This is a genomic window from Pseudidiomarina insulisalsae (assembly GCF_003987065.1).
In the GTDB taxonomy this organism is placed as follows: domain Bacteria; phylum Pseudomonadota; class Gammaproteobacteria; order Enterobacterales; family Alteromonadaceae; genus Pseudidiomarina; species Pseudidiomarina insulisalsae.
The window spans coordinates 41,985-56,305 of sequence record NZ_PIPY01000007.1; the positions used below are offsets into that span (position 1 = coordinate 41,985).

General features: G+C 52.1%; 13 protein-coding genes. 7 read left to right on the forward strand and 6 right to left on the reverse strand.

Annotation, left to right across the window (positions count from 1 at the left end; all coding sequences use genetic code 11):
• Position 1: 1 nt before the first annotated feature.
• From CWI71_RS07390 to metG, 3 genes are read right to left on the reverse strand one after another with little or no spacing between them, the layout of a single operon-like run.
• On the reverse strand, positions 2 to 373 hold the full coding sequence (locus tag CWI71_RS07390) for a histidine triad nucleotide-binding protein (protein ID WP_126754631.1): 372 nt from the start codon (positions 371 to 373) through the stop codon (positions 2 to 4).
• 49 nt (positions 374 to 422) lie between these two features.
• A complete protein-coding gene (locus tag CWI71_RS07395; protein ID WP_126754632.1) occupies positions 423 to 1,613 on the reverse strand; it encodes a class I SAM-dependent rRNA methyltransferase in 1,191 nt (396 codons plus the stop codon).
• A gap of 3 nt (positions 1,614 to 1,616) precedes the next feature.
• Positions 1,617 to 3,644 carry a methionine--tRNA ligase gene (gene metG / locus CWI71_RS07400; protein WP_126754633.1) on the reverse strand — a complete coding sequence of 676 codons (2,028 nt, stop codon included), beginning with the start codon at positions 3,642 to 3,644 and terminating at the stop codon, positions 1,617 to 1,619.
• Positions 3,645 to 3,762: 118 nt separating this feature from the next.
• On the opposite strand from metG, the gene apbC reads away from it, so the two are divergent.
• Both apbC and dcd read left to right on the forward strand, forming a co-directional pair.
• Positions 3,763 to 4,845: an iron-sulfur cluster carrier protein ApbC gene (gene apbC, locus CWI71_RS07405; protein ID WP_126754634.1), complete on the forward strand. Its 1,083-nt coding sequence runs from the start codon at positions 3,763 to 3,765 to the stop codon at positions 4,843 to 4,845.
• Between the two features lie 18 nt (positions 4,846 to 4,863).
• Positions 4,864 to 5,454, forward strand: coding sequence for a dCTP deaminase (dcd, locus tag CWI71_RS07410; protein WP_126754635.1), 591 nt, complete (start codon positions 4,864 to 4,866; stop codon positions 5,452 to 5,454).
• Between the two features lie 49 nt (positions 5,455 to 5,503).
• Here dcd and CWI71_RS07415 read toward each other — a convergent pair whose 3' ends face one another.
• Both CWI71_RS07415 and CWI71_RS07420 read right to left on the reverse strand, forming a co-directional pair.
• Positions 5,504 to 8,164 carry a M14 family metallopeptidase gene (locus tag CWI71_RS07415; RefSeq protein WP_126754636.1) on the reverse strand — a complete coding sequence of 887 codons (2,661 nt, stop codon included), beginning with the start codon at positions 8,162 to 8,164 and terminating at the stop codon, positions 5,504 to 5,506.
• Between the two features lie 20 nt (positions 8,165 to 8,184).
• Positions 8,185 to 9,108 (reverse strand): gluconeogenesis factor YvcK family protein, encoded by a 924-nt coding sequence (locus CWI71_RS07420; RefSeq protein ID WP_126754637.1) that lies wholly within the window; start codon positions 9,106 to 9,108, stop codon positions 8,185 to 8,187.
• Between the two features lie 295 nt (positions 9,109 to 9,403).
• On the opposite strand from CWI71_RS07420, the gene CWI71_RS07425 reads away from it, so the two are divergent.
• The 5 genes from CWI71_RS07425 to CWI71_RS07445 all read left to right on the forward strand — a co-directional run bounded on the left by CWI71_RS07425 (position 9,404) and on the right by CWI71_RS07445 (position 13,781).
• Positions 9,404 to 10,378: a DUF4382 domain-containing protein gene (locus CWI71_RS07425; protein WP_126754638.1), complete on the forward strand. Its 975-nt coding sequence runs from the start codon at positions 9,404 to 9,406 to the stop codon at positions 10,376 to 10,378.
• Positions 10,379 to 10,539: 161 nt separating this feature from the next.
• A complete protein-coding gene (locus tag CWI71_RS07430; protein WP_126754639.1) occupies positions 10,540 to 11,049 on the forward strand; it encodes a DUF192 domain-containing protein in 510 nt (169 codons plus the stop codon).
• A 14-nt stretch (positions 11,050 to 11,063) separates the two neighbouring features.
• Entirely contained in the window at positions 11,064 to 12,728 is a 1,665-nt protein-coding gene (locus CWI71_RS07435; RefSeq protein ID WP_126754640.1) for a M28 family metallopeptidase, read from the forward strand.
• Positions 12,729 to 12,819: 91 nt separating this feature from the next.
• The gene (locus CWI71_RS07440) at positions 12,820 to 13,380 is read left to right on the forward strand and encodes a YgjV family protein (protein ID WP_126754641.1); all 561 of its coding nucleotides are present in this window, start codon (positions 12,820 to 12,822) and stop codon (positions 13,378 to 13,380) included.
• Between the two features lie 56 nt (positions 13,381 to 13,436).
• On the forward strand, positions 13,437 to 13,781 hold the full coding sequence (locus tag CWI71_RS07445) for a hypothetical protein (RefSeq protein WP_126754642.1): 345 nt from the start codon (positions 13,437 to 13,439) through the stop codon (positions 13,779 to 13,781).
• On the opposite strand, the gene CWI71_RS07450 is transcribed toward CWI71_RS07445, so the two are convergent.
• Complete coding sequence (locus CWI71_RS07450; RefSeq protein WP_126754643.1) at positions 13,778 to 14,293, reverse strand: DUF2937 family protein; 516 nt, start codon at positions 14,291 to 14,293, stop codon at positions 13,778 to 13,780. The genes CWI71_RS07445 and CWI71_RS07450 overlap by 4 nt on opposite strands.
• Positions 14,294 to 14,321: the final 28 nt, after the last annotated feature.

A 14,321-nucleotide genomic window follows, 5' to 3' on the forward strand; every position in this document is an offset into this window, starting at 1 on the left:
GCTACTGACTTTTCTTTTCGCTGTTGGCATAAGGCGGCCAGCCCAGCACTTGTCCGGCTAATACGTGCAGGTGGATGTGATAAACAGATTGGCCGCCATTTTCATTACAATTCATGACCGTGCGGTAGCCGTCTTTAGCAAAACCGTGCTGGACGGCTATTTTGCGGGCGGCAACGAACAAATGACCGACCAACTCGCGATCGTCTTCGTCGATATCGTTGATCGTCGCAATACGTTTTTTCGGGATGATAAGTAAATGCACGGGCGCTTGCGGATTAATGTCTTTAAAGGCCAGTACTTTATCGTCCTCATAAACAATATCGGCGTCGATCTCACGCTCAATAATCTTATCGAAAATCGTTTTACTGGTCATAGCTTACCTCGTTCTTACTGAATGTGGCTGGCAGTTATACTAAAACAACTCAACCTCTTAGTACCAGACCCTTAAGGTACAGAGATTCCGGGAAATTGGTTCTTACCGGATGATCGGGCCCCTGGAATAAACGCTCGATAATATGCATCGGACGTTTGGCATCAAGCGCTGCATCGGCAACCACTTTCTGGAACAACTCGCCACTGAGCAGCCCCGAGCATGAGAACGTCAGTAAGGTCCCGCCCGGGTTCAATAATTTGCATGCCATCCGGTTGATATCTTTGTAGCCGCGACAAGCGCTGATCAGGTTCGCTTTGCTGTCGACAAATTTGGGCGGGTCGAGCACGATGGTGTCAAAGCGCTCGCCGCTGTGATGAAAATCACGCAGCGCCTGAAACACGTCTTGCTGCAGGTTTTTTAACGTTGCCGCAGGCAGGTCATTGCGTTCGTGATTGGCGGTTGCCTGGGCCAGAGCCGGTGCTGAGACGTCCAGGTTGACCACTTCCGAGGCGCCCGCATGGGCGGCAAAAAGTCCGAAGCCACCGGTATAACTAAACGCGTTCAGTACGCGGCGCCCGTTGCTGTAGCGAGTGATGGCAAGGCGGCTGTCACGTTGATCAAGGTAATAACCGGTTTTATGGCCATTGACGATATCAATGCCCAGTTGCAGGCCGTTTTCCTCAATCCACAGCGTGGCCGGTGGGGTGGCGTTGTCATAACTGAAAAGCACCCCCGTCGTCGGCGGCAGGCCTTCTTTCTGACGTACGTCAACATCGGATCGCTCGTAAATATTGCAGTCGGGGAAGTGCTCCCTTAAGGCGGCCACAATTGCCTCGCGCCAGGCTTCAGCGCCGGTACTCAGCAACTGGCATACCAGCCACTGGCCATATTTATCAATCGTAACGCCGGGCAATTCATCGGCTTCAGCGGCAACCAGACGCCAGGCGTCGGTGTTTAACGCAAGTCCATCACGTAATGCCTTGGCTGCAGCGATGCGACGACTAAAAAAGCCCGGGTCGATGGTTTCGCTTTGCTGAAAACTCCAGACCCTGGCCCGAATTTGTGATTGTGGCGACCAGGCAGCGTAGCCCAGCCAGTCACCTTCAGCGCTATGCAGGCTGACGGTATCGCCGGCGCCGGGGTTACCTTTGACGCGGGCAATGGCGCCGCTGAATACCCACGGGTGCAGGCGGCGCAAAGATTTGCATTTTTCGGGCTTAAGATGAACCGTTGGCAGCATCTATTATTTCACTCGCATGCCAGGTTTCGCGCCTTCATGGGGATTCAGAATGAAGAGCTCCTCACCACCCGGGCCGGCCGCCAGGACCATGCCTTCAGACATACCAAAGCGCATTTTGCGTGGCGCAAGATTCGCGACCATCACCGTGTGTTGCCCAACCAGCGTCGCCGGATCATAGGCTGACTTAATACCGGCAAATACCTGGCGCGTTTCGCCGCCAAGGTCGAGGGTCAGCTTCAGCAGCTTATCAGCACCCTCAACATGTTCAGCGTTGGCGATGCGAGCCACCCGCAGGTCAATCTTGGCAAAATCGTCAAAACTAATTTCTGCTGCGATCGGGTCTTTGCTCAGCTCACCATTGTCACTGGCCGCGCTGGCGGTATTCGCTGCTTTCGAGGCATCAATCATGTTGTTTACGTTATCCATATCAATACGTTGTAAGAGGGCTTTAAAAGGTTCGATAGCGTGACCTTTCAGTAACTGGCGATGACTGTCCCAACTGAAGTCTTCATTCAGGAACTGCTGGACGCGCTGGGCCAGATCGGGAACCACCGGCGTCAGGTAAATCATCAATAAGCGGAACAGGTTGATACCAATCGAGCAGATTTCATGCACCCGTTCGGCTTTTGCAGGATCTTTAATCAGCTGCCATGGCTCTTCTTCCGCTATGTAGAAGTTGGCCTTATCAGCGAGCGCCATAATGTCGCGCATGGCGCGTGAGAATTCACGCTTTTCATAAGCTTCGGCAATAGTGTTGGCCGCTGCCTGGAACTCATCAAGCAGATCGGTTTCCTGCAGTTCAGACTTCAGCTTACCGTCAAACTTTTTCTGGATAAAACCGGCGCAACGACTGGCAATATTCACCACTTTACCAACCAGGTCGCTGTTTACCCGTTGTGCGAAATCACTGAGGTTGAGATCAAGATCATCAATCCGCGCAGTCAGTTTGGCAGCAAAGTAGTAACGCAGGTAGTCCGGATCAAGATGGTCTAAATAGGTACGCGCCATAATGAAGGTACCTTTTGACTTCGACATCTTGGTGCCGTTGACCGTAATAAAGCCGTGCGCCCAGACGTTGGTGGGCTGACGGAAGTCGGCACCTTTGAGCATGGCCGGCCAGAACAGACTATGGAAATAGATAATATCTTTACCGATGAAGTGGTAGACCTCGGCGTCACTGCCAGGCTGCCAGTAACTGTCAAAGTCGGCATTCCCCGTTACGGTGCAGTAGTTTTTAAAACTACTCATGTAACCGATGGGAGCGTCGAGCCAGACATAAAAATACTTGCCCGGCGCGTCTGGAATCTCAAAGCCAAAGTAGGGCGCATCACGACTGATATCCCAGCGTTGCAGCCCGGCATCAAACCACTCGTTAAGCTTGTTCGCCATTTCTTCCTGCAACGAACCCGAACGGGTCCACGCTTTTAACATGTCTTCAAAGGCTGGCAGGTCGAAGAAATAGTGCTCTGACTCGCGCAATTCAGGTGTCGACCCGGAAACGGCAGAAGTTGGATTCTTCAGTTCGGTAGGCGCATAAGTTGCACCACAGACATCACAGTTATCGCCATATTGATCCGCGGCGCCACACTTCGGACAGTCACCTTTCACAAAGCGATCAGGCAAAAACATCTCTTTGTCAGGATCATAGAGCTGCGAAATCGTCTTGGTCTTAATATGCCCCGCATCGCGCAGACGGGTGTAAATCAACTCGGCAAGCTCGCGGTTTTCCGGGCTGTGAGTGGAGTAATAATGATCAAAAGCAACATGGAAGTCGGCAAAGTCGGCTTGATGCGCCTGATTCATTTCCGCAATCATCTGTTCCGGCTCAACACCTAACTGCTGAGCTTTGAGCATGATAGGGGTGCCATGGGCATCGTCGGCGCACATGTAATGACATTCATGGCCACGCATCTTTTGAAAGCGCACCCAAATATCAGCCTGAATATAGCCGAGCATATGGCCAATATGAATCGGGCCATTGGCGTACGGCAGCGCATTCGTTACCAGAATCTTACGCGTTGCTGTTGTCATGTATTTCGTCCATCTACCTTCAAGTTTCACAAAGCTCGAAGTGTACCTCAAAGAGCACTGGCAATCCACCTGGACTCGCCGTATCATGCGGGCTTAAACCTTTATCAGGGAGTTGTCCATGATTGGTAAATGGTGGCCGAGAAAGACCTCGGAAAAATCGACCGCACCCGCCGGGTCGTCGGCATTGCCGGCGCAGCTGGCCTCAGCTGTAGCGCAGTTTCGTCTGCCGGGCTGGTCAACCGCAGTACCGCAACACTGGTGGCAGCTGGAGGGCCAACAGTTACAACTGAAGCTGCCTTTCGCGGCAACTGATGCGGTGCTAGCCCCCTTGCGGGACATGCCGCAACTGAATGATTATCAGATCAGTTTGCGGTGCACTATTGAAAAATTACCCAATTCGCAGCCCGATTTACCTTTGGTATATGGCAATGTCATCGTGGTTTCCTCAGGAAAAGGCGGTGTCGGCAAGTCTTCAGTGGCAGTACAGCTGGCCCTGGGACTGGCTGAGAGTGGCGCAAAAGTAGGTTTGCTTGACGCCGATGTCTATGGCCCGTCATTACCGACCATGCTCGGTGGCAGCGCTGAAAAGCAGGGCATTAACGCACAAAATAAAATGGAACCCCATTTGCGTCACGGCGTTTATGTCAGTTCGCTCGGCTATCTGGCTGATGCCAAAGATGCTGCCATCTGGCGTGGGCCCATGGCCAGTGCTGCGTTACAACAACTGTTTAAAGATACACAATGGCCGCGGCTGGATTATCTGATTATTGATATGCCGCCCGGCACCGGCGATATTCAACTGACCATTGCCCAGAAAATTCCGGTGACCGGCGCGGTGGTGGTGACCACGCCACAAAATGTGGCATTAGCGGACGCCGAAAAGGGTATTGCGATGTTCCGTAAAGTGGGCATTCCCATTACCGGCCTGATTGAAAATATGAGTTACTTTAAATGTTCGGCATGCGGTCACCTTGATCCGGTATTTGGCAGTGAAGGGGGCGTGCGCGTCGCCAGCGAGCATGAAGTTCCACTGCTGGCACAGTTGCCGCTGGCAAGTAAAATTCGGCAAGCACTCGATGAAGGCGAACCGTTACTGGTAAGTGCGCCGCAACATGAACTTAATCAACCCGTCCGGGACATGGCCGTAGCGGTGGCCGGGCAGCTCTACCAACAAGCGAACAAACACCAGCGTGCTGGTTAAAATTAGTGGAGTGCGCGCATGCGTTTAACTGATGAACAGATAGAACAATACCTTGACCGTGGTTTGATTGGTATTGAGCCGCGACCGTTGAGTGCCGACATTAGTGGCGTCACGGTGGATATTCACCTGGGCAATGAATTTCGCGTGTTACAGGATCACGCCGCACCCTTTATTGATATCAGTGGTCCGCGTGAAGACATTGAGCGCGCGATGAATCAGGTCATGAGCGACGCTATTATTTTAAAGCCGGAACAGGCGTTTTTCATTCATCCGGGCGAATTTGCCCTGGCGGTCACTCACGAAAGCGTGACCCTGCCTGATAATATGGTGGGCTGGCTCGACGGCCGCTCGTCATTAGCACGGCTGGGACTGATGGTTCATGTTACCGCCCATCGTATTGATCCAGGTTGGTCGGGGCAGGTGGTGTTAGAATTTTTTAATAGCGGTAAGCTGCCCCTCGCCTTGCGACCGCAGATGAAAATCGGCGCCTTAAGTTTTGAGCAGCTGGAACAGTCCTGCGCGCGCCCTTACAGCAAACGCAAAGACGCCAAATATAAAGATCAGCGCGGCGCAGTCGCCTCACGCATCAGCGCCGACACCAACAACTAATATCCACTAACAAAAAGGCCCGCAACCGCGGGCCTTTTTACTGTTTCTATCAACGCAACGGCGTGGCGTGCGAAGCACCACCGAAGATAGCATTCATCAAAGTAATATTAAGACCGTCAAGATAAGCGCGGTAGGTCGGCTCCTGCGCGAAGCTGATCACCATGCCCCGACCTCGGGGTTGCCACATCAGATAAGGTTTATAGGCAAGTTGTTGTTTGTTTTCCTGCCATAAATAGCCACTCACCAGTAGCTCATCCTCTGCGGCGTAGTTCATCAGGTTACGACCGTTATTAATGGTCAACGGACGGTAGATTTGATTGCCCACGGTCAACGCGTTGACCGTCTCAGGCACACCTGCGGTTAACCAGTGCTCCTGATCAACGTCCAGTTGGGTGAGTACACCAGAGGTCCAGTACGGGTCAGTTGCTGCGCCATTTTCATAATTGTGCAGATGTTGCACCGACTCGAGCAGCATGCCACTTACCCGCGGTTCACTGTGTACGTCAACGGTTTGTGCCTGCGCTTTCTGTTCCAGCGCGCTGGCAAGCAGGCCGGCATCCACTGCCCATTGGGTTGCATTGCTCATGGTAATCAGCACGCCACCACGCTCAACCCACTGCTGAATATTCTTCTGGCCTTGTTCGCCGAAAGTCGCCTGCAGATTGCCATATACCGCCGGCAGAATAAGCACCTGATAGCGGCTCAGATCGGCCTGGCGAAGTTGCTCAGCGCGAATTGCGGTCACCGGATAATTGAACTGGCGCTCAATGATAAAGCGCGTATGGCCGGTATTCAGGCTGCTAAAGGGCTCGTCCCAGGCCAGCGCAATACGTGGCGCATGCAATTGTTGCACGTTGTCGGAGCCAAAGTTAGGACCATCGACAACCCAGCTGGTATCGACTCCGGTAATATGAGCGCCGGTAGAGCCAGCCAGAGCTTGCAGCTCGCTGGCCAGTTGAGCGTTGTTATCGGCACGGGTAAAGATCAGCGAGCCGGCCGGATAACGGTCGCCATTTTTCAGGGTGAAAGGCAAATCACTTTGCTTAACCTGTAAGCCGGCGCGCAGGGCTGCAGTGAGTAAACGGCCCGTATTCATATCACCCCAGCGGGCAAGAAAAGCCACTTTAGCGTCAAGATTGCTAATGCTGCCCGGTGCGATCAATTGTTCGCCCACCTCAGTCAGCTGCAAGCGCGGAATGCGCGCGCAACGTTGTTGCTCGAGGTTGAACATCAGCGGCAGTGACCAACCTGTCACGTCGTAAATTTGATCAGGCAGGTTTTGACTGCGGCGGCGCTCTTGTTCGGCTAAAAAGTCAGCCGCCATATCCACTTGTTCGTCGAGCAGCGTGCGCGCCATGTAATGCGCAGGCTGGGCATTGTCAATGACGAAGCTACCGGCACTGAAGTTGGTACCGCAGGCCTCAAAGCTTTGTTCAGCGCGCTGCACCGTCACACCATGGCGACTTAATAAGCCGGCTAAACGCTGGCTGCCAGCGGCATCAGGTTGTGCGTCAATAACAATGTAGCGTTCTTTACTGGCTTTGCCGTCGGCCAGCGCCTGCTTACGATAGTTCCAGAAATCACGCAGTAACCGTTCGCGTTGTTGGCTGGCGGTTTCAATGGTCGCCAGCGAGGCGACGAAATGCCGTTGTACGCCATCGCCGTAAGTCAGAACATCGCCGTCGCGGGTGCGGAATTTATGCCCACGCGCGGACGCCATTTCATAAGTCATCGCCAGGGTCCCGTGATAAAGCGGCCAGCTGGCGCCATAACCGGGATAAAATGCGTCAAAGATTTCGCGGGTGAAGTAGTCATAGCCGAGTTTGTCGAACCACTTGCCGTTATTCTCACCGATATCCCACAACGCGTCGCGCTGGCTCTCTGCGATTAACGGATTATAGGGGCGCGCTTCGGGCGTAAAGTAATAGCTCTGGTCGCCACTCATTTCGTGTAAATCAACAAAAATCAGTGGAAAGGTTTCCAGCAGAGCGTCAACCTGTCCCGCAACCTCAGGTTGTGTCAGGGCAATCCAGTCGCGATTGAGATCAAATAAGTAGTGATTGCTGCGACCGCTGGGCCAGGGTTCATTGTGTTCGGCGGAGATACGATCGGCACTGTGTTCCATGCCTGCGGTCATATAATAGCGGCTGACAAAGCGGGCACGACCGTCGGGATTTTGTACCGGATCGATAAAGACTAAGGTGTTGTCCAGCAAACGCTTAGTCTCTGCATCGGTTGCAGCCAGTAAATGCCAGGCGGTTAAGATAGCAGCTTCAGGTGAAGAGATTTCATTTCCGTGGACACCGTAAGAAAGCCAGACACTGGATGGTAGTTCACTGATAAGCCGCTGTGCTTCACTTTCACTGGTGCCCTGTGGGTTAGCAAGCGCCTGCATGCCGCCGCGAAAATCACTCAGCGCGGCCATGTTATGCGCGCTGCCTACAGCGACATAATAAAGCGGCCGACCTTCCCAGCTCTCGCCGTAGTGAATAATATTGACTTGTTCAGGGTGCGCTTCGGCGAGTGCCTGAAAATAGTCGTAGATAGCAGCAGGTGAGGAAATTTTACTGCCTAACGGGTAGCCAAGTACCTGCTCGACGCTCGGTGTCTGTTGTTGATAATTGACGTCGAGCCCCAACGGAGCTGTGGACTCGGCATGGGCAACGGCCGAGCCAAATAAGAAAAGGGCAGCGATGGTCTTCAATTTCATAAGCGTGCAGTCCTGTGTAGTTAGGTGGCGTCTCGGATCAGGCCCAGAGCCCGATTTAACGTTTCCCGTAAGCTTTCTTTGGCATGTCGTTGCGGAGCTGCGCTGTCCGCCTGAATGCTATTCAGGTGCGGTAAGGTCACTGCCGGATCAGCATCATTAGTAATAATCACGTCAATCAGCTGCTGGCCCAATTGCGCATGGAGCCAATCGATACGTTCGCTTAAGCGCAAGAGCCCCGCGGGACTTTGTTCCGGTAGCAGATTATCAATAAAGATGACCGGTGCAGGGCTATTCGCGATGGTTTCCACAATTCCGTCGACTAGTAGCGGCGGCATAATGGAGGTCAAAAAGCTGCCGGGACCGATGATAATCAGATCGCTGCGACGAATATGCTGCAAGACTTCCGGCGTTGCGCTGACCGGGCTTGAGAGGCGAAGCTTACGCGGCATATGCTGTAACTGATCCACCAGCAGTTCGCCAAAACACTCCAGACCTTCCTCGGTATCGGCGACCAGGTCGACCGGTGTCTCCGACATGGGCAGCAAACGCGTGTTTACGTTCAGCAACCGACTTAACAGCTGGATACCGTCCAGAGGCCGGGCGCTGACCTGATTCAGTGTGTGGAGTAATAAATTCCCCAGATTGTGCCCAGCCAGGCGTTCATCTTCATTGAAGCGATAATTGAGGACATCGGCGGCTAACGGCTGATCGACCAGTTGCGACAGGCAGTTGCGGATGTCGCCCCAGGCAATGGTTTGGTGGGAGCGGCGTAGCAGGCCACTGGCACCACCATTGTCTGTGGTCGCGACAATGCCCACCAGCCGGCGTTGTAAAAATTGTAAACTCGACAAAACCCGCCCCAAACCGTGTCCGCCACCGATGGCGGTGACGCACTTAAGTTCGCTTAATAAACAATGCTGCTCGGCGCTTGCAGAGGAGGGCATGAATGCATTCCTTTAATAAAACATAATCGAAATTTAAACAAAAATGTACTTTAAGCGTAAACGTATCTTTTAGCAATTTTTTGCCGCTGAAAAACGTCCGTTCAAGACCCTCTGAAGTGTAAGATATTTGCAAATCAACCCATCAAGATACGTTATGTAGGCTAGGATCTTGTATGTAAATTAAACAAATAAACCTTTTAACCGAACAATTTTAACGTAAAGGTCGTTTATACCATTGCAAAATTATGAGCGCTTCGGTATAACGTTCTTAAAATACCATAGGAGGTATATCGTCATGTTAAATAAACGTTTTTCTCGTGGTCTAATTGTTAGTGCTACTGCCTTGGGCCTGGTTGCCTGTGGTGGCTCCTCTGATGATAACGCAAATGAACAAATGGCGCGCTTTTCATTAGCGGTAAGTGATGCTCCTGTGGATAACGCCGACGCAGTGGTGGCGTGTTTTAACGCGATTGAGCTGGTGGGCAATGACCAGGGCTCACAAGTTTTCACCATTGGTGAATCAACGAACACCATTGAGCCAAACGATGTCTGTAAAGACGCCAGTGGTAATACGATTCCAAATACTGTCGGCATTGACTTATTAAGTTACACCGGCTCTGACTCGGTGAACCTGGTTGACGGTATCGAAGTTGCGCCAGGCACTTACGGACAATTGCGTCTGGAAATGTCAGAAGGCTCTTATGTGCAGGTTGGCGAAGAACAGTTGCCATTGCGCGTGCCTTCAAATGAATTGAAGTTCGATGGCGTCACCTTAGATGTGGCCGGTAATGCGTCCTACACCGTTGAATTCGATCTGCGCCAGGCAATGGTCGATCCGGTGGGTATTGACGGTTATTTCCTCAAGCCGCGGGGCGTCCGTTTGGTGAACAATCTGCAGATTGGTCACATTGAAGGCACTTTGGCTGAGGAACTGTTAATTACAAATTCTTGCACGGTCGCACCAAGCGACGTGTCTGAACCAGTGGCTGTGGTTTATTTCTATGAGGGATCTGATTTAGAAATAACCACCCTGGCAGATGTAGGTGGGGCAGAGACCCATCAGCCGTATGCTGTTGCAGCAGTGTACTTTGATGGTGTTTCTGCCTACACCTTTTCTGTCGGTTACGTGGCGGCAGCTGATTACTCCGCTGCGTGGACCTGTCAGACGGATGACGATCCTGAGGCAGATGATGACCTAACATTTAACGGAGTTGTAAATGTTAGTGTTAGTGGAGGTGAGGCAGTGACGACTGTTGATATCTCCGGATAAACACACTAACAACTGCAGTTAGCCCATGTTTATCACTTTGTTCTCCAATTAAAAGCCCCGCAAGGGGCTTTTTTGGCTTTTTTTTCCCTGTCATTCAGGCCATACTTGAGCGCTCGATCGTACAATCGACGTGTAATTGTAACTGTAAATGTGAGTGAAGCATGTTCCGAACAAAACACACCCTCGCTAGTGTCCTGCTGCTTGCATGTGGCTACCTGGCCCCGTTGCACGTTCAGGCGCAAACGGACTGCACTACCGACGCTGACAATCAATGCAGTTACCAAACGACGCAATTATGTATTGCTGATGTCCCGGGGGCCACACCTATGCAGGTTGAGATTGCCGATACTTTTGGTAAGCGCGCACGTGGCCTCATGCATCGTGACGGCTTGCCGACACATCAGGGCATGTGGTTTTTGTATGACAGTGAGCGACCGGGTTATTCAGGCTTTTGGATGTACAACACCCGTATTCCCCTTGATATCGCCTACTTAGATGAAGATTTGCGCGTGGTAAAGACGTTCACTATGCAACCTTGCACCAGCGTTAACCCGCGTAACTGTCCGAGCTACAAGCCCGGAGCAAACTATTGGTCCGCACTGGAAATGTCAGCGGGCTATTTTGACCAATATGGCATTACGTCAGGCACGCAACTACAACTTTGTGATTAACAGGAGAGCAACCGATGAAGAAGATTTCGGTACTGGCCGCCAGCATGCTGATTATTGCATGCTCACCTGCCAGTGAACCCGAGACGACACAAACCCCTCAGGTTGATGTCGATCCGTACAGCTTTAACGAAAATTACCGTGATTATCTGCGCACCCTAAGCTCTGATGAGTTTGAAGGGCGGGCGCCGGCGAGTAAAGGCGAGGAGCTGACCGTTGAATTTGTCGAAGAGAAATTCCGTAACTGGGGCTTAAAACCATACGATCAAGAACAAAACAGCTACCAGCAACAAGTACCTCTGGTCAAAATGACGCCTTATAACGTCTCTGATATGACGTTTTCGAACGCTGATCTTAATGCATTTGCTTACAAGCAGGACATGATGGCCTGGTCGCCACGCGTGCAGGAAGAAGTGCAGCTGCAAGACAGCGAAATGGTCTTCGCCGGCTATGGCATTGTCGCACCTGAGTACGGCTGGAATGACTACGAAGGCCTGGATGTCGAAGGCAAAACAGTCGTGGTACTGGTGAACGATCCTGGCTACGATTCGGGCGACCCGGAAGTCTTTAACGGTAAGGCGATGACCTACTATGGTCGCTGGACCTACAAGTTTGAAGAAGCCTCCCGTCAGGGCGCGGCGGGTGTCATCGTGATTCATGAAACCGGTCCGGCTGGCTATGGCTGGGGAGTCATTGCCGGTGGTTCACCGGTGCGCTTTGATCTTGCGCGCGAGAACAAGAATATGGATCGTACGCAAATTGAGGGCTGGATCACCATGGAAGCGGCCGATAAGCTGTTTGCCCGGGTGGGTTCCTCGTATGCCGACATGCGCGCGCGTGCGCAACAACCTGACTTTGAGCCGGTCGCGCTTGATACGGCCTTGTCAGTATCCGTACAAAGTGACTTTGAATACCTGAATTCCCCCAACCTGATTGGCTATATTGAGGGAAGCAAAGCACCGGAAGAACACGTGATCTACATGGCGCACTGGGATCATCTGGGGATGAACCCGATTGCCAGCGATGACCAGATTTACAATGGTGCACAAGATAACGCTTCAGGTACCGCAGGGGTGATGGCGATTGCCGAGTTTTTCGCCAGCCAACCGCAGCCTGAACGTTCTGTTGTGTTTGTGCTGGTAACTGCTGAAGAGCGCGGCTTACTGGGCTCGCAGTGGTATGCGAACAATCCGATGCTGCCGTTAAGCAAAGCGGTTGCGGGCATCAACATGGATGTCATGAACGTATACGGACCCATGCGTGACATGGTGGTCGTCGGCCATGGTAACTCTGAGTTAGAGGACTATCTGGCGAAATATGTTGAGCAACAAAACCGCTATGTCGCTCCTGAACCAACACCGGAAGCTGGCTCGTTCTACCGCTCAGATCACTTTAATCTGGCAAAACGGGGCGTGCCCATGTTGTATGCCAAAGGCGGTAATGACCACATTGAACATGGCGAAGCCTACGGTAAAGAAAAGCGCGCCGAGTATGTGCAGGTGGCCTATCATAAACCAGCTGACGAATATGATCCGGAATGGGATCTACGTGGCGTACAGCAGGATCTGTGGCTCTATTACTGGATTGGTAACGAGCTGGCGAATTCAGAAGCCTGGCCAAACTGGTATGCAGGTAATGAGTTCCGCGCAATTCGGGATGAAACTGCCGGCGAACGTCAGTAAAATAGGCGTTCTAAGTTGATAAACGGCGGTAACTGTCAGCAGTTGCCGCCGTTTTTTTCGCTCCCGGTAAAAATGATAAAAGGGAAGTGGTTTGTATAGTTACAGTGCAGAAGTATTTGGCGTTATTGCCCTGATCATCAATTTTATTGCCTACCGCCAGCCGACTGCGGATCGTTATCGTATTATGTCGGCACTGGCACTCGGCTGCCTGTCGATCCATTTTTTCATGCTCGATGCCATTGCTGGCGGTATCGTCACAGGTATTGCGGTACTACGTAATTTTATCGCGCTGCGTTGGCAGGGGCCCTTTGTGCTGTGGGGATTTGTTGCCCTTAACCTGGTATTTCTGGTCATTGAATGGCTGTTCCCGATTGCCTGCATACAGCTGACCGATGGCTTTAGCATTACCTTCTCTGAGCAACCGAGTCATTGGTCCATCTGGATCGCTTATACTTCGTCGATCATTTTCACCGTAGGTTCTATTAAGCTCAACGACCCTGACCGTATTCGCCGCTGGTTCCTGCTCGCTGAATTACTGGGTCTGATCTATGCGATTATCGTGGGTAGCGTGTCCGGTACGATTTTTAATATCGTCAACCTGTCGAGCATTATTCTTAAATTGTTACAGGATAGACAGCTTCGACGCTTGTAATTTCACGGTCTGGCCGCAATAGTATAGGAAGACATGAAGTAAACGATGTGAGAGTTATGCTTATTTATATTCGCCAGTGGCAGCAAAAAATGAAACCCCAACCCGGCGCCAATCCTCTGGTGGTGCTGCTCAGCTGGTTTGTCTTCGGTATCTTTCTGTTACTTGCGCTGGGTATTGGTCTGATTGTGCTCATTGTGGGCTGGATTCTGTTGTTGCCGCTCATGTGGCGCAAGCGCCGGCAACTGAAGCAGATGTGGCAGTTCAATAAAGCAGCGCAACAAGCCCAGCGTCAGGCACAGCAACGCTATCAGCAACAACGTGAGCAGCAGCGTGATCGCGCCGACAGCTCAGTGATTGAGGGCGAATATAGCGTGAAAGAGGACGATCAGGAGCGCCGCTAACGGTGGCGTTGTTGGACCGAGCGTCGGCGGCGCAACGTTCGTTTACCGAGTCCGGTAATAATATCCACCAGTACCACCAGGGCCAGCGCCAACAAGGCTCCTGTCGCCAGCGCCTGCTGATTCAGTGGTACGTTAAAGCTATACTGCTCCAACGTACCGCTTAATAATTCATCATCATGACGCCATACCAGCGCCCACAGCTGCTGTACATAGTTCTGCTGCTGCAGTTGTAACTGCTGCTCAAAGCGCGCCACACGTTGCACCAGCTTCTCAATGATCTTCGCTTCTTGCTGAAAGGCAGGCTCAGGACTTTGCTTGTGGGCCGCTATGAGTCGCTCCAGCTCGCCGTTATAGAACTGGTCGGCTAGCTGCTGATAATCACGGTAATACACCATAGCTTCGGCATATTGCGCAGCCAAACGTTGTTGATACTGAGTCAGCAGGTTGGGGGCCTGAATGCCGATAAGCAGGGTTACGGCGGCAAGGCAGAGAATGAAATAACGGTAAATCATGGCTAAGGTTACCTCAGGTCAATGAGGT